Annotated in this window: 14 protein-coding genes and 1 tRNA gene; 2 read left to right on the top strand and 13 right to left on the bottom strand. The window is 45.0% G+C overall.

The genetic code is table 11. From position 1 onward, the window contains the following. Nucleotides 1–2: 2 nt before the first annotated feature. The 8 genes from BUC50_RS02170 to BUC50_RS02135 form a co-directional block, all read right to left on the bottom strand. Nucleotides 3–1949, bottom strand: a complete 1947-nt coding sequence (locus BUC50_RS02170) for a TRAP transporter permease (protein WP_286677106.1) — start codon at nt 1947–1949, stop codon at nt 3–5. Nucleotides 1950–2016: 67 nt separating this feature from the next. Continuing rightward, complete coding sequence (locus tag BUC50_RS02165) at nt 2017–2970, bottom strand: TAXI family TRAP transporter solute-binding subunit (RefSeq protein WP_273312138.1); 954 nt, start codon at nt 2968–2970, stop codon at nt 2017–2019. A gap of 35 nt (nt 2971–3005) precedes the next feature. Further along, nucleotides 3006–4559 (bottom strand): aminotransferase family protein, encoded by a 1554-nt coding sequence (locus BUC50_RS02160; RefSeq protein ID WP_353743401.1) that lies wholly within the window; start codon nt 4557–4559, stop codon nt 3006–3008. Nucleotides 4560–4661: 102 nt separating this feature from the next. Next, on the bottom strand, nt 4662–6356 hold the full coding sequence (locus tag BUC50_RS02155; RefSeq protein WP_286677105.1) for a hypothetical protein: 1695 nt from the start codon (nt 6354–6356) through the stop codon (nt 4662–4664). A gap of 131 nt (nt 6357–6487) precedes the next feature. Continuing rightward, nucleotides 6488–7648 carry an efflux RND transporter periplasmic adaptor subunit gene (locus BUC50_RS02150; protein WP_013048601.1) on the bottom strand — a complete coding sequence of 387 codons (1161 nt, stop codon included), beginning with the start codon at nt 7646–7648 and terminating at the stop codon, nt 6488–6490. Between the two features lie 19 nt (nt 7649–7667). Continuing rightward, a complete protein-coding gene (locus tag BUC50_RS02145; protein ID WP_013048602.1) occupies nt 7668–8969 on the bottom strand; it encodes a TolC family protein in 1302 nt (433 codons plus the stop codon). Then, nucleotides 8966–12061 (bottom strand): efflux RND transporter permease subunit, encoded by a 3096-nt coding sequence (locus tag BUC50_RS02140; protein WP_013048603.1) that lies wholly within the window; start codon nt 12059–12061, stop codon nt 8966–8968. The genes BUC50_RS02145 and BUC50_RS02140 overlap by 4 nt, the downstream gene beginning before the upstream one ends. Continuing rightward, entirely contained in the window at nt 12058–12696 is a 639-nt protein-coding gene (locus tag BUC50_RS02135; RefSeq protein WP_013048604.1) for a TetR/AcrR family transcriptional regulator, read from the bottom strand. Before BUC50_RS02135 ends, BUC50_RS02140 begins: the two co-directional genes overlap by 4 nt. Before the next feature lie 812 nt (nt 12697–13508). Between BUC50_RS02135 and BUC50_RS02130 the strand changes: the two genes are divergently transcribed. Next, on the top strand, nt 13509–14072 hold the full coding sequence (locus BUC50_RS02130; RefSeq protein ID WP_169302811.1) for a GGDEF domain-containing protein: 564 nt from the start codon (nt 13509–13511) through the stop codon (nt 14070–14072). Between the two features lie 45 nt (nt 14073–14117). On the opposite strand, the gene BUC50_RS02125 is transcribed toward BUC50_RS02130, so the two are convergent. The 3 genes from BUC50_RS02125 to BUC50_RS02115 form a co-directional block, all read right to left on the bottom strand. Continuing rightward, nucleotides 14118–14205 (bottom strand) — tRNA-Ser (locus BUC50_RS02125). A 113-nt stretch (nt 14206–14318) separates the two neighbouring features. After that, entirely contained in the window at nt 14319–14675 is a 357-nt protein-coding gene (locus BUC50_RS02120; RefSeq protein WP_013048606.1) for a cupin domain-containing protein, read from the bottom strand. After that, nucleotides 14672–15130 (bottom strand): universal stress protein, encoded by a 459-nt coding sequence (locus BUC50_RS02115; RefSeq protein WP_013048607.1) that lies wholly within the window; start codon nt 15128–15130, stop codon nt 14672–14674. Before BUC50_RS02115 ends, BUC50_RS02120 begins: the two co-directional genes overlap by 4 nt. Before the next feature lie 171 nt (nt 15131–15301). Between BUC50_RS02115 and BUC50_RS02110 the strand changes: the two genes are divergently transcribed. After that, nucleotides 15302–16555 carry an arginine deiminase gene (locus tag BUC50_RS02110; protein WP_013048608.1) on the top strand — a complete coding sequence of 418 codons (1254 nt, stop codon included), beginning with the start codon at nt 15302–15304 and terminating at the stop codon, nt 16553–16555. Between the two features lie 23 nt (nt 16556–16578). Here the strand turns inward: BUC50_RS02110 and BUC50_RS02105 are convergent, their stop codons facing one another. Continuing rightward, on the bottom strand, nt 16579–17868 hold the full coding sequence (locus tag BUC50_RS02105) for a lactate racemase domain-containing protein (protein WP_013048609.1): 1290 nt from the start codon (nt 17866–17868) through the stop codon (nt 16579–16581). Between the two features lie 12 nt (nt 17869–17880). Beyond that, nucleotides 17881–19386: an L-lactate permease gene (locus BUC50_RS02100; protein ID WP_013048610.1), complete on the bottom strand. Its 1506-nt coding sequence runs from the start codon at nt 19384–19386 to the stop codon at nt 17881–17883. Between the last annotated feature and the right edge of the window lie 100 nt (nt 19387–19486).

Raw genomic sequence — 19486 nt, 5'->3', positions numbered from 1 at the left:
CATTATTGTTCCGGATTTTCTTCGAGCACGGGAGAGACAACTTGTGCTGCTCTTCGTTTCTGTATAACAAACATAAGCGCTATAATTCCCACGGCTAAACAATTCGATATAAGAGAAGGATGGATCAGCAGCAATGGAACCGAAAGAAGAGCCGCCCGCCCCCAGAGGGCAAGATGGGTAACAAAAAACCCCTGAACGCCTGCCGCCAATCCAATGATTCCCAAAAAGGCCGTAGCGCAGCCCAAAACAATTCTGATTAAACTGCCCTGGAAGAGAAGATAGCTGTTATACACAAACATATAGGGAACTATAAAACCTGCGACAGCAACAACAAGGGCCGTAAATCCAGTTTTAATGGCATTGGAACGGGCAATACCCGCCGCGGCATAAGTGGCAAGGGCGACAGGGGGTGTCACGTCTGCCAGAACTCCAAAGTATAGGCAGAATAGGTGGGCAGACATCATGGGAACGCCCATTTGGGCCAATGCCGGCGCTGCCAGAGTCGATGTAATAATGTACTGGGCAGTGGTAGGCACACCCATGCCAAGGATAATTGAGCCGATCATGGTTAAGATAAGGGCCAGAGGAAGTATTCCATGGGAGAGACTCATAACAAATGATGAAAATGCGAGACCAACACCGGTAATCCCGATAACGCCAATGACTATTCCTGAACAGGCACAGGCTGCCGCAACATCAACAGCTCCGATGGCCCCGTCAATAAGGGAGTTGAGAACTCGTTTGGGGGTCATACGGTATTTTTTATCTCCTAACCATGATGCGCCGACAAGACAAACGATAGACCAGAAAACTGCTTTTACCGCGGAATACCCAGTGGCAAGAAAAAGGACAAGGGTAATGATAGGAATTAGCAGATGCCAGCCTTCCCGCAATACAGGCCCTATTTTGGGAACTTCTTCATCGGTCATGGCCCTGATTCCTCTTTTGCCGGCTCTGAAGTGAACCATAGCCCATATGGAAAAAAAGTATAGTGCCGCAGGAATAGCCGCGGCTACAACAATATCCCAATAGGAAATGCCTAAGAACTGGGCCATAATAAAGGCCGCCGCTCCCATAACGGGAGGCATAACTTGTCCTCCAGTAGAGGCTGCCGCAACTATGGCGCCTGCAAACTCAGACCGATATCCGGCCGTCTTCATAAGAGGAATGGTAAAAGCACCAGTCGTAACGGTGTTAGCTACAGAACTGCCGGAAACGGTTCCCATAAGAGCACTGGCAACAACTGCCGCCTTGGCAGGGCCGCCACGGCTTTTTCCTGTCAGGGCGATGGAGAGGTCAATGAAAAATTGCCCTGCCCCGGAAACGCTAAGAACCGCTCCAAACAAAACAAAAAGGAATATAAAGGAGGCAGATACCCCCAGGGGAACACCAAATATCCCGTCAGTGCGCAGATACTGAAAAGGAGCTATTTCATCAAGGGCAAAGCCGCCATGGGACAGGATGCCTGGAAAATAGGGACCAAGAAAGGCATATACCAATGCGATCGTAGCCATAATAGGCAAGGGCAGCCCCATAGCTCTTCTTGTTCCTTCAAGAACAAGCAAGACCATAATAGTGCCCCAATATATATCTGAGGTTATTGGTGCTCCCTCCCTCATGGTAATGACTTCCCAGTTAAGAATAATATTGAGACATCCTGCTATAAGCAGCCCGGCGAAAACCCAGTCCCACCAATCAATGCGATTCTTAGGCCTGTTTTTACTCACTGGATATAGAAGGAACATAAGCCCTCCCATAAAGAGCCAGTGGATGCTTCGCTGGTACATTGCTGAACGCAACCCAAAAACAGCCGTATAGAGGTGAAAAACAGATGCCGACAAGGCCAGAGCAGCTACAATCCAATACTGCCAGCCATGGAGTTCTCTTTTCTTCGCATCCACATCTACTGGCTGAACATCCTGCGACGTTGATGTTGAAGAATTCGTCATTGAGTTTCCCTCCCCAATTTCGTCTCATTGATGCGGGAGAGGTTAACCTCTCCCGCTCAAAAGAGACTTATTTCACCTCTATGCCTTTTTCCTTGAAGAATTTCACCGATCCTGTTGTAAAGGGTATTATTCCCACACTGGCCTCTTCGGGTACAAAGTGAGCAGCCTGCTGTGTAATATCCATAAATGCCTTATTATTCTCTATAATTGTTTTTACAAGGTTGTACCCAAGCTCTTCTGGCATATCCTCGTGAACCACAAGGAAGTTGCCATCAGCAACTGTGAGAATATCTTCTTTAATATCAGGATAGGTGCCTTTAGTTATGATATAGGGGAAGAGGAAAGGATTCTTTTCCACAACTTTATCTACCACTTCCTTAGGAAGGGGAATCATTACAATATCACGAACTGCTGCTACTTCAAGAACGGCCGAACCGGGAGCCGCAAAGTTCCAGAAGACTGCGTCAACGTTTCCGTCCTTCAGCGCCATAACTCCTTCCGGCTGGGTCAGCTGCTGTTTATGAATGTCTTTATCTGGGTCTATGCCTGCCGCGTTCAAAATAATATGGCTCAATATCTGATCACCGCCGCCTGGAGCTCCCAGAGAAACTTTTTTCCCCTTTATGTCTTCAAAGGACTTAATACCGGTTTTAGTCGTGGTCACAAGATGCTGGGGGGCAGGATACATATGCATAAGAATGCGAAGAGGAAGTTTGCCATCCTGCTCAAAAGCTTCTACGCCCGTATAGGCCTGATACAAAGTGGAGCCCATAGACATGCCTATTTGGGCCTTTCCTGAAGCTACAAGGCGGCAGTTCTCTTTAGAAGCTGCCGTTGAACGAGAGGTCGCCTTGACACCAATATCGGCCTTTGACAAAATTTCTGCCATGGCCCCGCCCAGAGGGTAGTATGTTCCTCCCACTCCGCCTGACCCAATAGTGACAAAGGTGACAGCCGCAGCTGCCGAGCCAAATGCCACGAGAGCCAGAACCGCTACCAAGACCAACCATTTTTTCTTCATATAAGGACCCTCCTTTTACTTGGTTCACTCCACTCTTATTTCCCAGACAGCAATTTATCGCTTGCTGACCTCAGCCCTCTTTCTAGACGCATAAAGATTTCGTCGATCTCACTCTCTGTAACAGTAAGAGGAGGAGCCACCAGGAACTGGTCTCCCTCTATTCCATCGATTTGTCCCCGGCCGGGGTAAATCACAAGCCCTTCCTTGAAACATTCGCCTGTAACTACGCCAGCCGCATTTACAGAAGTGGAAAAAGCTTCTTTGGTACTCTGGTTCGCCACGATTTCAATTCCTCTCATAAGACCCATTCCGCGAACTTCACCAACGATGGGTATTTGATACAGTGTCTCTAGTTTTTTGTAGAACCGCTCTCCCTGTAAAGCTGCATTTTCAACAAGTTTTTCCCGTTTGATCAAACGGAGGGTTGCAGTTACAGCTGCGGCAGTTACCGGGTTCGCGTTGTAGGTATGACCATGCTGAAAAGCTCCGCTGCCTTTTTTTAGAGATTCAACAATTTCATCTTTTGCTATAAGGGCGCCTACCGGGGAGTACCCTCCAGATAAGGCCTTTGCGGAACAAATCATGTCTGGCGTCACATTCCAATGGTTCAGGCAGAAATTTTTACCAGTGCGGCCTATACCCGTCATAATTTCATCGGCAATAAGCAGCACATCGTATCTGGAACAAATATCCCTAACGATGGGCCAATATTCTTTTGGCGGGTGCAAGGCGCCAACGGTGGAGCCAACAATGGGTTCAGCCACAAAAGCTGCCACATATTGTTGCCCTATTCTTCTTATTTCATGTTCCAGGGCATGGGCACACCTAAGATCACAGGAAGGGTAAGAAAGACCATAGGGGCATCGGTAGCAATAATGGGATGCTATTTTGGGATGATCCTGATAGAGCGGAAAGAACGTTCTTCGCCGAGCCATGCTGCCTGCTAATCCCATAGTTCCAATAGTACTCCCATGATAGGAGTTCCAACGGGCTATCATGACATACTTAGAAGAGCCCTCTCCATCCCGCTCCACAAAATATTGTCTGGCCAGCTTCAAAGCAGATTCAATGGCTTCGCTTCCGCCGCTGACGAGCCAGACATAGTTGAGCCCGTCAGGGGTAATAGACGCTACTTCTTTTGACGCTTCCATGGTCGCATCGTTATACCATCGGGAAGGGTGGGCAAACTCAAGAGTTGTAAGCTGTTTGTATATAGCGTCAGCTATCTCTTTATTGCCATGCCCCACGCTCGAAAGCAACGCCCCGCAGCAGCCATCGATATAGGCTTTACCTTCTTCATCGAAGAGGTACATCCCTTCACCTCGAACTGCCTTTCTGAGGGCCGTTTTGTAGCTACGAGGAATCATAGACCCATATTCCGGCACACAAACCATCCCCTCTCTGTTTTTTAAATTACTCTCGCAGGATCTCTGTTGTAGTCCGGCCGGAACCCACAGAGAAAAAGCCTTATGGTTACAATTGACATTCGATGAGGCAGAAGGAAGGGAGCATAATGGATAACGGATAATGGATAAAAAAGAAGTGCGAACTACTTTCATGTTATTGTTATGAAGTTTTGCCTTCGTCAATAATAGAGTCTTCTTTATAGTTTGTCAATTTGCAATAGATTAAAAATACAAAAAGGACCGCCTATTGGGGCGGTCCTTTAATTATTCCATCTAATTGTGGAGCTATTTATTGTTTTTACTCTCAGCAAGAATTCCTTTCGCCGTAAAGATATACCGTTCATCCATAAAAGCAACTTCTTTTAGCCGGTAATTTCCCAAAACCTCTGAATAAAAGGGAACCGCTGCTTCTATTAAAGTCTTAGCCGCCCTCCCTATATCTTTCTTTTCCAGTTCGTATATGAGGGTCATATCAATAAGGGGGTGTTTTATATTCACCGTTATTCCCTTTTCCGGTTTCCTCGCTATGGTATGGCCTGTTTCGGGAAACTTAATAGCGACTCTTTTCTTTTTAGTGCTGATAACAAGGGCGGGGTCGTCGATGGACTCGAAGTGGTGGGATCGGTCTATGTTCTCATTGAAAAGTCTCACATCAAAAGAAGCATCCTCTACCAGCCATTTGTTCGGTATAGTGAGAAGGTAGGTAGGGTTTACCAACTCTGTGGCTGCTGCCTCATTCACTGCTGAAAGCCGTATTTCCGATATTTCCTCCTTGAACCTGTTGAGATAGGTTACATTTCGGCATCGTCCGATGAGATATAATTTATCGCTGTTTGATACGCGGGTATCAGAGAGCATTTTTTTCATGGTCTCCTCAAATTGCAGCTGATCGCCTGTATCCAGCAAAATTTCGGCAAGCAACCGGCTGTTAAGTGATACCTCGTACCCGTTATCAATGTTGCGCTGCAAGTTTCTGCGGGCTTCATCGACCATTCCCAGTTTCGTGTAGGCTAAACCGACAAAAAGAAAATTCTGCCAGTCCGAGTTATTCGATTGACGAATAATCTCTTCAAGGTCCGCTCTTATACTTTGACTGTCTGTTTCTTTTTGTAAACGAACGCGCTCCATGAGAACGCTGGCCCATAAGATATCTCTTCTGAATATGGGACGCTGGGTCTGTAAAAACCTGTTAAGACAGTCAAGGACAAATACTTCATCTTCCTCTCTCGTTAGAGAATAGTAATACCAGAAGGGAGGAAAGTATTCAAAGGCAGGGTTATCCTGCAAAAGCCGCTCAAGTTTTCGATGCTGCATCTCTGCCGGATTCGACTTTACATTTTCAACAAATTCATTGATCTGTTTTTCAGTTAAGCGATATTGGTCATCGATATTGTACTTTTTAATAATAGACCACGAAGCTGTGAGCATGTCTTTGCGTATGGAGTTAATGACATTGAGTTTTTCATCGTCAAGGGCCTCGATTATTTCTTCGCTTTCATCCATATACTCCTCTATCCGCCTCTGATAGTTTACATACATGGACCCCATGGAAGAAACAGCGCTTACAGCGGCTGAAACCACACTCTGAGGAGATACATTCACTCCTGATAGAAAATTATAAAGGGTTCGCTCAAGCCTTTTTTGGTAGCTTTTTTCGATACGTTCCCGTTTTCGCTCAGATATAATCTCATCTTTTAGGGTATCCATAAGCTTTGCCATAAGCTTTACAATCTCTTCGTCAGTAATGGCGTTGAGGTTCAGGTTGTTGATGATGTTGTCGTACTCAAAAGATAGAACGACACGATCGTTGAAAGAAACAATTTTACTCAGCGAGTAGGTGCAATAGTTCAAGGCCTGTAAAACTTCCAGGGGGTCGTAGGATTTTTCATCTTTAAGTGTTACAGCCCCTTCCGCACAAGGCCCGATGAAAAAAGAAGCAGCACAGATAAACATGACGAGAAGAGATATGAACCGTTTCATTGTTCTGTTTTAAACCTCCGATACTTTTGATGGTACTCCATATTACAGCAAAGCTCCCCGAAAAGGCTAGTAAAATCTTCCCGGGGAGCTTTACGCTGTTATCCCTATCTCTGTTAGAGAATAGCCGCAGTTTATTCCTGCTGTGACACCTCAACTGCATCTCCATCCTTGAGAAGACGGCCTCCAGAAATAACAACTATATCTCCTTCCGCAACCCCTTCAGTTATCTGAAGAACGGAATCTGTTTCTATCCCTATTTTTACCGGCGTTTCTTTAATCTTCCCGTCTTTAACGAGGAGTACTTTTGCTTCACTTTCCTTTATCACCGCATCCACTGGAACCACCAAAGCGTTTTCTGCTTCCTGGCGAACGATAAAGACTCGAGCGAACATACCAGGCACAAGGCGGGAACCGTTTTGGCCATTGACAACATAGACTTCAACCTGAACTGTCCGTGTGTCTTCTTTTACGAAAGGGCTTATCCGCTCAATAGCCCCTTCAAAAACTTTATCGCCAAGGCCATCGCTTCTGATCCAGCCCTTCATACCCTTTTCCAGACCAATGGCCCTTGCTTCTGGAACTTTGACAACTGCCTTCAACGTTTCTACGTTGGCAATCTCCACTACAGCGAGGGATGGCCCCATCATTGCGCCGGTGGTATGAGCATAGTCGTTGAGCACCGTTCCTGTTATGGGAGACTTAATATAATACTCAGAGAGTGTTACCTCGAGATTCTTGAGTTCAGAGCGAGTCTGAAGAACAGTGGCTTCAGAAAGCTTGTACCGCGCTTCTGCCTGGAGATAGGCTGTTACTTTATTATCAAGCTGCTGTTGGGTTGAAAAACCTTCCTTTAACAGACGCTCATAACGTTCACGTTCTGTTTTCGCGTTATTCAATGCGGCTCTTGCCTCTGCTACCTGAGCTTCTGCCACAGCTATTCTTGCTTTTAGCGAGGCAATTTGAGCGTCGATATCTCTATGGTCAAGAACGGCGACAACCTGACCTTTTTCTATAGGGTCACCCTGGCGGACATGAAAAAACTCAAGGCGCCCGGTAACCTTGGGATACACAACAACTCGCTCTATGGCTTCTATAGTGCTGTTTTCTTCAAAACCTTTGCGCAATAAGGGCGTTTTTTCTACCGTGATAACAGAAACCTTAGCCGCGGCTGGAAGGGCAGAAGACCCGTCTTGAGATGCTTCCGGTTTCTTTTTTAATGGACCGAAGAGAGACAGTCCGCCCAAAGCAACTATGATGGTAACAAGTATAAGCAGTTTCTTTGTAAACTTCATAGAATGATCACTCCCATATCTAAGGAAGAACTGGCTCTTCGGTTAGTACCCCTTCTGCCTTGCGCAAACGCACAATAGCAAAAGCGTAATCCTTAACAGCCGCCGAGTACTCACGCCGCGCCTGGGTCAATGACGCCCTGGCATCCAAAACATCCAACTGGATACCCACCCCTTCTCTGTAACCAACCTCTGCAAGACGCAGTGTTTCTTCAGCAAGCTTCAGATTTAACTTGGCTTCCTCTAAAACTTGTGCAGCTGTTTTAAGGTCAAGATAGACGCTGCTCACTTCAGATCGAATACTTTCTTCTTTCTTTTCTACGTTCCTCATGGTTTGCTCTCTCAGAGCTTTCTGCTGTACGATCCGTCCATGGGTAAGGCCGCTATCCATAACAGGAATATCTACAGTGAGGCGAACCTGCCATGTGTCGCCGCTCTCATAGTAGGCCTGTTCCGGGTCATCATACCGATAAGATCCCGAAACAGACGCGGAGGGCTTTAATCCGCTCTGGGCAATTCTTATCTGCTGATCCTGAACATCTACCTGCAATTTTGCCCGCTGGTAGTCTGGGCGGTAGGCGAGGGCCTTTTTCAACGACTCTTCAGGCTGCCCAGCAACAGGCGCGTAAGAAAGATTTCCTTCAATTGTATAGGATGTATCGAGTTTAACATTTAGCAATTCAAGAAGGTTGATCTTCGCTACTTCAAGGTTGTTACGGGCCCGAATCAGGGCCGTTCTACTTTCTGCCTGTTGCTTTTCCGCCCTCGTTATTTCTAAGCCTGTCGCTAGTCCCAAAACATGTTTTTTCTTGACTTCATCCAGATATTTTTCGGCAAAAGCAAAGGCATCTTCAGCTGTTTTTACATTCTCTTTCTCAAGAAGAACTGCATAGAAGCGGTTATATACGTTAAGGGCAACCTGTTCAGCTATTTCAACATAATAGTACTCTGCCTGCTGTATTTCTATTGATGCCTGCTGCTTTCCTGCCCTAATCTTTCCGCCCTGATAGAGGGGCTGAGTCAAAGTTAAAGCAGCGCCAAAAATATTTTCTTCATCATTGCCTGCCAGGTCAGGTTTTTCACGGCGGGTATAACCTGCTCCCAGATTAAGGGATGGAAGACCTCCAGCCCTGGCTTCTGTCAGTTTGCCTTTCGCACGGACAAGTTCCTGCTGGGCAGAGAGGATGTCAAGGTTCTGCTCTTTGGCCACAGAAAGGGCTTTCTCTAATGTCAATACTGTGTCTTCGCTTGCAGCCGCCCATAAGGAGCCGCCTATAAACAGCAACACCATACTTATTATAATTATTTTCTGTATGCGTCTCATTTTTCCCCTCCACTCAAATTCGCGCCAGGTTCTTTTATCTGTACGGCAGATGTTTTTTCTTTAAAAACACTCATGGCTACCTGAGCCGCTTTTTCTTTAACGTCTCCCAGAATGACATAGACCGCAGGAATAACGAACAACGTTAAAAATGTCGATGTGAGCATTCCCCCAATAACCGCAGTAGACATTGGCTGGCGTATTTCTCCTCCTTCACTCAGTCCGAGAGCTATAGGCACAGCCGCAATGGAGGTAGAAAGAGCTGTCATAAGGATGGGACGGAGACGAAGGGGGGCCGCTTCCTGCATAGCTGTTCTGCGGTCACACCCTGAGGCTTTCCGCTGGTTGGCGAAGTCGACAAGGATGATAGCGTTATTCACAACAATGCCAACAAGAAGAATGATCCCCATCATACTCATCATGTCTAGTTCTATGCCGGCAAGAAGCAAAATGCCAAAGACCCCTGTGGTGGCAAGAGGCAATGAAAACATAACCATAAAAGGGTACATAAAGGATTCAAATTGTACCGCCATAACCATGTAGACCAGTATAATGGCAATGGCGAGAGCCATAAAGAGTTCTTTAAAATTACTCTTCATGTGCTTGGACATTCCTGTGGGAACAATTCTTATGCTACCATCGGTGGGCGCATATTTCCTAAAGGTTCCCATAACGAGAGTCATTCCTTCTCCAGATGATATTCCCGCGGTATTGGCGCTGATAGTAAGAGAACGCTGTCTATCATAACGTTTAACAAGGGTTGGACCTCGCCCCTCCTCAACCTTAATGAGCCCTGGGGCTTTAATGAGGTTTTTGTTGCCATCTTTAAAGGCGATGTTTTGAATATCCTGTATGTTCCGTCGGTACCCCTCTTCCGCTTTTAAACGGATATCGTAACGATAGCCGCCATCTTTAAATATTCCGGCCTTCACACCACCAAAATAGGCCTGTATTTCCTGGGAAAGATCCCGTATGTTCACATTCAATTCATCAGCAAGTCCCCTGTTTATCCCGACGTTTATACGGGGACTGTCAAGCCTTACGTCTGTGGATATGTCAGTAAGCCTTCCATCCTGCTCAAGATCTTTTTTAACTTTCTGTGCCACTCTGTCAAGCTGTTCTGTATCTTGCCCTACAAGAGTAAGGGTAATATCTGAACTCCACGTTCCGTAGGTAAGTTCTACGTCCTTATAGTTGGAGAATTGTTTTCTCATTTTACCCATAATTTCTGTAGATGTAGCGCGCTGGTTTCGGGGAATTAACGTAACGGCCAGTTTCCCCTTATTCACTTCCTGACCAATACCAGAGCCAATGGTTCCGTAAGTATAAGCCACCTCAGCGTGGTCTCGGACAGCGACGCCCAGTTCAGACATGAATTTTCTGCTTTCCGCAAGAGAGGCTCCCGCAGGAAGTTCAAAGTTGATAGAAAAGCTTCCCCTATCTTCGCTGGGGAAAAAGCCTGTTCCCAAGAATCCAGCAATAAAAATTCCCAGGGCAAATATCCCTGCAGCAGCCCCTAACACAATGAATCGGTGCTTTAAAGAAAAAGCCAGCCCTTTTTTATAGGCTTCTTCAAGGCGCACTAAAAATGCTTCTATTCTGAGGGCTATTTTGCCAGGATGATCTTTCCGCAGAATACGAGAGCAAAGGAAAGGTGTAAGAGTCAAGGAAAGAACAAGAGAAATCACGATGGTCATAACCACTGTAATTCCAAAAGCATAGAAGAATCGTCCGATAATGCCTCCCATAGACGCTATCGGTGCGAAAACACAAATTGTTGTAGCCGCACCAGCTAAAACAGAAAATCCAACTTCGCTGGTTCCTTCAGAAGCTGCCTGCATGGGCAATTTCCCGTTTTCAAGATGACGGTGAATATTTTCCAGAACAACTGTAGTGGCGTCTACAACCATACCCACAGCCAAAGACAGCCCCATCATGCTCAAGTTATTGATAGTAATCCCGAGTGCTCTAAGGACAATGAGGCTTCCAAGCAAACACACAGGGATGGTTACTACAGTTACAAAAGTAGCGCGTATGGTACGCAAAAAGAAAAGCATAATCAGCGAGCAGAGCCCTATGCCTATGAGGGTGTCACTTAAAACACCAGCCATGGATTTGCGAATAAATCCTGACGTATCATCCAACATTTCTATTTTTACTCCCTCTGGAACCAACTTGTTAAGGGAGTCTAGCTCTCTATACACACCATCCGCTAAAAAAACCTCATTTGCTCCTCGTTGTTTTCGAATTTCAAGCAAAATAACCGGTTCCCCATTATAAGTGGCAATTGAGCGAAGATCTTCGTAGCCGTCTTCTACTCTCGCCACGTCTCGAAGGCGGATAACAGCTCCATTCCTAGAAACAATGGGAAGTTCCTCCAATTCTTGAACAGAAGCATATTCCCCTTCAAGACGAATGCTGAGTTCTCTGCGTTCTGACTCAAGACGCCCCGCGGGAAGTTCAACGTGTTTATCTTTAATGGCATCTTTTATATCTTTAACCGTAAGATTGCGGGATTCTAAAAGAGCTGGGTCAAGCCATATTCTGACCTCACGCTCTCGAAGGCCTATGGTTTCAACGCTGCCCACCCCATCTACAGTCTGAAGGTGTTCCTTCATCACTTTATCAGCAAAATGAGACTGTATCTTGTAGGGCGCCGTTCCCATTACACCTAAAGTTATGACTGGACTATCACCAGCGTTGAACTTCTGAACTATGGGCGTTTCGGCCTCTGTCGGCAAATCTGATATGGCGAGATTCACCTTATCGCGAACGTCAGCGGCCGCAGCGTCAATGTTCCGGCCCAGCTCAAATTCGACTATAACGAGAGAGCGGCCTTCGTAGCTGTTTGATCGGATATTTTCAATGCCGGAGATGGTGTTCAGTTTTTCCTCGAGGACGTCAGTTATGTCGTTATCTATAACTGTAGGGCTCGCCCCCACCATTGTTGTTGAAACAGCAACAACTGGGAAGTCCACGTCTGGAATTCGTTCCATTCCCATATTTCTCATAGCCAGGATTCCGAAGAAAATAAGAGCAAAGGTTCCTATTAAAACTGTAACTGGCCTGCGTAAAGAGATATCTGTAACCTTCATAGTGTTCCTCCTTCAACCGGAGCGAGTAGACCGCGCAAAACAAAAGATGCAACATCCCTGGCCACTTCTTCCTTTGATATATCAATATCGCCCAGAGCTATCTGGCGGGAAATTCCTGAGAAAAGAGAATTGACCATGGCTTCTGCCAAATTCGGATCTATGGGCCTGAATTCTCCATTATTAACGCCCTGAGAGATTACTTTATGTATAACTTCCCTCACATTTTGGTAGGGGTGGGACCGTGGATCAAATTTTCGCCGAAGTTCACCATCCTCATGAAAGGCCAGTATCATAGCCGATATTATTTTCTTATTTCTAATCAGCTCTACTATGACAGTTTCAACAATGGCTGATAAGGTGTCTTTCATCGTGGAGAACTTTTTTCTCTGAACTATAGTAATAACTTGCTCATTTATAGGTTCAATATTTTTCTCCATAACCACCATCATAAGTTCGCGCTTATTTTTAAAATAGTTGTAAACCGTTCCCTTAGCTATGCCAGCCTCAGAGGCTACTCGATCCATGGTAGTACCAGTCCAGCCATACTGCTCTATGACAGAACGGGCCGCTTTATATACGGTTTCTCTCATTAGTTCACTGATAACTTCTTTTTTCTTTGATTGAATTCGGGACATATAAACCCTCCCTGCCCGTTGACTAACAATCCATTAATATGACTAATCAGTCATATTACGACAAATGGTATTATAAAGGGGTTTTTTGCCACAGTCAAGGAAGGATTTCATGGATTCCATTGAACAGAAACAATACTATTTCTAATAACCACGAAAAATGGAACACTATGATCGTTTCCTATCAATTTAATCTTTTAAAATTTCATTTTTTTGTGTAGAATGGATGTTCAATATAAAATTAATATAAAAAAAGAAGAGGAATGTTAAAAGACTAAATGATGGGAATTAACAAACAATCAATTGACGCTAAATACCGAAGCGAGTTTGATTTTTTTCTGTGGCAGAAGAACATTAATCATATTTTTATTTTTTGCTGCTTGGGCCTTGTCCTTATTTTTGCTGATACAATCCATGTCTATAAGGTCGGATCCGATCGATACTTGCCTCTGTATGGTGCTCTTTATTGCGTGGTGTTCTTTATTTTCCCTTTTATTGCGTTTCTGAATAAAAGAAGATATATAGAAAGACCCCCCTATTCTCCACGCATTGAATTTTTATTCCTTTTGGATATCCTTATTTTTTCTGCATCTCTAAGTTTGACAAATCAGTTCTATACTGAAGCTATTTCTGAATACCTAATCATACTCTTTTGTGCAGCTTCTTTTTTCTACGTACCTCTCCCTACCATATTGAGTGTTTTACTAATTGCTCATGGTTTTTTTGTCGGTACTCTTTTTTACGTGCAAAGCAATACTTCAGTTATACAAAACCACATCTTAATTTCGACAGGTGCGGTTGTGATAGCCTTCATAGTGTCGAGAATCAGTTTTCAATTAAAAACAAGGACTTTCCTAGACGGAAAGATCATAGAGGAACAACTTGAGACATTAAAGGACCTTTCTATAAGGGACAGCATGACAGGGCTTTATAACCATAAACACATATGTCAGCGTCTCGAAGAAGAAATACGAAGGGCATTTCGCTACGATTCTCCCCTATCCGTAGGAATATTCGATCTGGACGGGTTCAAAAACGTAAATGATACATTTGGACATCAGGAAGGAGACGTGGTTATTTTGCGGGTTGCCCAAACCATGATATTAACCTTTAGGAATACAGACATTCTTGGTCGATACGGTGGGGATGAATTTCTGGTTATCCTCCCTGAGACAAATTTGGAATCTGCCGTAACGTGTAGCGAGCGTTTTCGGAAAAACTTGCTGGAACGTCTTCAAGGAACACGAAACGATCTTTTATCCATAAGCGGAGGCGTAGCCACTCTTAAAAAAGATGATTCGGCGCAAAGTCTCATCCAACGAGCAGACACGCTGCTCTATGAAGCCAAAAAGCTGGGGAAAAATACAATAGTGTGGTAATAAGACATAAAAAAAGCTGCCCATTGAGGCAGCTTTTAATATTCATGGCGGAGAAGGTGAGATTCGAACTCACGGAACCTCGCGGTTCAGACGCTCTCCAAGCGCCCGCCTTCGACCACTCGGCCACTTCTCCCTATCGGCAACGCTGGGTATTATAACAATTTCTTCAAAATTTTGCTACCCCCCTGTAAAAAAATGGGCAGATCGGCCCTGCCACCGTCTGCCCACGTTGAATGGAGGGGGTGTTTATCCATTACACTTTGAAGAAATAGCAATATATACTAACGGGTAACTGCCAATATTTTCCAAGGAATGCCTTAATCCCTTCTCTGTCAGAATCACATCTCCGGCACCCACCCGTTCTTTCTGCTTACCTTCAGTGTACATACCAATGCCATATATGATAATCTTAATTTCTTCACACCCTTCATGCTCGTGCTCTGGAATCAGAGCACGAGGCTCCATTTCCACCCAGCTTATTTCATGAAAATTACTTTCTTCATAAAATTCGTCAGGGGAAATGGTGCGGCTTCCTACCCCATCTAAAACGCCAAAAAGAGGATGGCTCTCAAGTTCTTCTATTTGACTCGATCGTATTATCATGTTTTCGCCGGTTCCTCTGTTTCCTTCGGAAGGTGGACAAGAATATTACACGGAGCATGACGCACAACCTTAGCCGCTACGCTTCCAATGAAGAAGCGTTCAAGATTGCTCAGTCCCCGATGGCCGATGAGTATTAGTTCATATTTATTTTTTTCTGCCATCCTCAAAATCTCTTCGTATGGTGTTCCAGTGGCCAGCACAAACTCAAAGGGTGTGGCAGAAGCCCCTGACTCCCTCATGCCCTTTTCAATCATGTTGAGGAACGACTGGCGGATAGAATCTTCATTATAGTGAGGAGGATAGTCTACATAGCCTGGTATGGTCAGATCAATACGAGTTACGACATGAATAAAATCCAAGCGCTCAATACTATTTTTCTCAGCAAAACGAAAGGCGTAACTAATAAGTGACTGACTGTTTTGACTCTGGTCGATAGCTACCAAAGCTTTTTTCATATTCATCCCTCCTTTCGGTTAGAAGTATTATAAACTAAATATAGAGAATTTTGCAATGATGTATGCTAAGAAATATTTTCATTATTTCGTTGCCGAACAGAACAAAGAGTGATAGTCTTTCTCATGGTCAACAAATTAGAATTGAAGAGGAAACAGGCGGAGGTAACGGGAATGAAAATACAGGTTAACTCAGAGATTGGGAAGCTTCGTGCCGTCATTATGCAACCTCCTGGGAAAGGCATCGAACGATGCACTCCCCTTAATATCGGTGCTCTCGCATGGGACGCCGTTCCAAGCCCCCATAAAGCGGAAGACGAGCATAAGAAATGGGTTGCCACAGTAGAAAAATTTGGAGCCAGAGTTTTTCTAATGGAAGATCTTTTGCGAAAGATCCTTTCTGTTTCGAAAGTAAAAAAGGAGCTTATCTCTCAACTGGTTCAAACTGAAGAATCCTTTATTACAAGGCAGACTATGGACGTATTGCAAGAGTATCTTTTAGGTCTCTCTGCTCCTAAACTTGTAGACCAGTTGTTATTTGGTATAACAAAAGATGAGCTTAATAAAGCAGCCGGAGAGGTTTCCCTTGTAGACCTGGTGGATAAGAAAAATGAGTGGTGCCTCTTTCCCATGTCTAATGTACTCTATTCAAGAGATCCCGCCGCTGTGCTGGGAAACGGCATTGTTTACGGCAATATGTTTAATCGGGATCGAATTAAAGAGCCCTATTGTATTCGAGCTATTTTTAAACATCATCCTGAATTTCGAAATTTGGAATTTAAAACCTGGTATGGAGAAGATCCTGATGATGCTACCCCTGTAGAGGGAGGAAACGTCCATTGTTATAGCCCCAACGTATTTATTATTGGCATTAATGAACGAACCCACCCAGCTTCTATCGAAAAGATCGCACAAAGGACAATGGAAGATGGAGCGATCACGGATGTGCTGGCACTGATGTTCGAAAATCCGAGACTGAGCTCTACAGATTCCATAGGGTTGACTGTGCATGTTGACATGTTCCTCAATATGATTGATTATGATGCCTTTCTTTTCTTTCCTTATATAGAAAAGAAGATCACTGTGCTTCATATTACCCGCGGCAAGGGGGGGAGGCTTCATGTCAAACGGGAAAGCTCTCTTTTCGGCGCTATTAAAAAAGTGTTGAAACTTGATAGTATACGTATTATCAAGGTGGGAGGGGATGAAAGCGAAGCCGTTGCCTTTTCAGAACAGAGAGCTGGCTCTGGAGGAAACACTTTCAACCTTGAGCCGGGTAAAGTCTGTATATGGGATCGAAATGTAGCGACTATGAAGGCCCTTGAAAAAGGCGGAATAGATGTAGTAGCCGTGGAAGCTGACGAGCTGGTCAAAGGGGGAGGGGGCCCCCGCTGCTCCACCATGCCTCTCTGGAGAGACGATATTTAGGAGGGCTTGCGCCCTCCTATTTTTTATTTTTTCAGTTTAGGCAAAGTGTTGGCACCATGGGGCATGAGCCATGTTTTCAGATTGGTTCCCCGTTTTTGGTAGACCATATCGAGGGCTTCATCAAGAGTCTTTACAACGGTAATGCCCGTTCCCTCAAATTTAGAAGGAGGCATTTCAGTCACCATATAGAAATCCCAGTTTTCAGCCACATATCCGATTGTATAGCCTACATATTTTGCAATGGTAAATTCACGGCGGACTTCCTTTTCCCGTTCCACTGTGTTAGGAAATTCTTGAAGCATGAACTGAACTTCATCATTGCCGTAGCCTTCATTGCACGCGCTCAACACTATCATGGATCCGCCATGGGGAGCCGCTTCCATAGCGTTAAAGATGGTTTTTGATGTTTGATAAAAGTTAATATCTTTAGGGTAGCCCCCAGCCGTTGCAACAACAAGGTCAGCCAACTCTGGGATAGTAACTCCATCTTTTTTATCAACTATCCTGGCCCCTTCGTAAAATGCTTCTTGCCAGTCTCCCGCTACAGCGAAGGCTATTTTGCCATCGTTTCCAGGGATAGCGTTGAGCATAAAGGTCGGGTGCACCATAGCTGTAGCTTCCATCATATCCAGGTGCATGAGGTTGTTCTCAAAATTCCCCGATCTGCTGTTCATATTCCGGCCATTTCCAGGAACTGGGTCAAGCGCCAGAGCGTGATTAGCCATTATGGTCTCGTAGGAAGAAATGCCAGGGAGAATACCTTTGCGGCCTCCGCCCCACCCAGCCATAAAATGGTAGACTATGGCGCCAGTCACAACAATATGGTCGCACTCCAGGGCCTTTTTGTTCAAATGTACGGCTGTCCCATAGGATGTTGTCCCAACATGAACCATGTCTTCATGAGCCAGACAACGGTGGTCGGTTACAGAAAATCTTTTCGATAATTCCGGCCCCAGCAACAAGGCATGTTCCTCTGCCGTCTGCTCTCTGTGGGTTCCCGTAGAGCTGAGAAAAAGTATATCTTCGTCCCGCACTCCTGCCCTATTAAGTTCTTCTACTATAAATGGTAAATATACCCACATCCTCTGCCAGGCCCTGGTTACATCAGATACTACAATACAAACTGTTTCTCCCGGTTTTACGAGCTCACCCAATCTGGGTGAACCTATAGGATTCTCAAGAGCGTGGCGTGTCACTTCTTCTTCAGTACCGATAGATTCAAGGGGTTCGCTATCGATAACACCGAGAAGGTTCTTCCGGGGAATCGAAAAAGCTACATCTCCTTTTCCATATTTTATGGTGCTCGAATACATCAATACTCCTCCTCATGCAGGAAAAATAACATATGTGTAGAACATGGCTAAGGATCCGAAGAAGAGAAAGAAACAGAAGGAAGGAATAAGGGTTTTTCGCATCACTTCCCCTTCACGACCCAAAATGGCTACACAAGCACACACTGCTACCACGTTGTTTGGACATATCATGTTGCCAATAGCTCCCCCCGTGTTCTGCGCTGCAACCACAGGAAGAACATTGATGGAAAGATTCTTAACCGCTTCTACGTGTAATGGATTAAACATCAGATTGGACCCGAGGTTCGTTCCTGTAACAAAGCTTCCAATCTGACCAATGAGCACTGCCACTGCGGGATAGAAGAAACGGGCAATGGTTGCAAAGGTGACAGCCAGAGTGCTTATCTGCCCAGAAAGTTTCATACAATTCACCATGGCAAGAAGCAACCCCATAGCAACAAGTGCCGGGATAACCCGTTTGAAAGCTTTTACAGCGGATGATACAAAAAATTGGCTATACCCTAATATAAATGAAGCAACAAAGGCACTTGCTAAAATAACTGTACCTACCCAGACAGTGTAGCCGCCGCCAAAAGAAACAAGAGTTTTCAAGGGGAATGAAAGACGGACAACGACAAGTAACGCACTCAAGATGAGATAGGGCAACAATGAACGAATAAAGCTGAGTTGGGAACTCCTTTCTTCAGAGGTTTCTTCTGATAGGGATTCATTCTGAGAGTTAAATCTATACTCTTCCGGCATTGCCGCGTCTTTTCTGAACCAGAGATATGCTCCAAACAAGAAGGTCCCAGTCATTCCTCCGATCAAACTGGTCAGTTCTGTAACGGAAATCAGAAAGTTGCTCATGGTGAAGTTAATGCTTCCCATCATGAGGCCCATGACAACAATATCCTTCCAAATGCCCTTGAAGGCCTTTTTACCGAAGACAAATCCGATAATAAGAACAGGAAGCAACAAGTAGCCCAGGGCCATAAAGCGACCGGTCATGGCAGAAACAGGAACAAAGTCAAGACCGGCAGCACCTGAGCCAACCACTGTTGTAACACCTGCCCCACCCCAGCATACTGGGCACGAGTTGCCAATAAGGCAAGCTGCGGCTGCAATAACGGGATCCATTCCGAGACCTACAAGGAAGGGGGCTGCCAGAGCTGCCGGTGCACCGGCACCTGCAGCGCCTTCAAGAAATGTTCCAAAGGGAATGGCTAAAAATAATACCATGAGCCTTTTATCCCGAGTGACGTGAGAAAGCCCTTGCTTAATAGAATCCATAGCTTTCGAATCCACCATTATGATCAGGAGAGTAAAGGCCGCAAATATAAGCCATACGATTCTAATTCCATCGAGAAAACCATTCCAGCTAGTAAGCAAAAGTGCTTCTACCGGGGATTTAAAAACCAGAAACCCAAGAAAAAGAGCGACTATCCAGCTAACAGGAGCAACGACTTTCGAAGAGTAGTTAAGACCTGCCATTCCAACAATAATAATTGCAATAGGCAGCAATGCGAGTAAAAAATTCATAGAATACTTCCTCCAATTCTCTTTTGAAATAGTGTAATCGTAGCTGCGGAGTACTCCATATATCTTCCCGGGATATTTGGGTATAAAAAAAGAGGCCGGG

The organism is Aminobacterium sp. EBM-42, from assembly GCF_001896635.1.
Classification (GTDB): domain Bacteria; phylum Synergistota; class Synergistia; order Synergistales; family Aminobacteriaceae; genus Aminobacterium; species Aminobacterium colombiense.
Note: the sequence above shows the minus strand (reverse complement) of the source record. Positions and strands in the feature narration are given on the sequence as shown.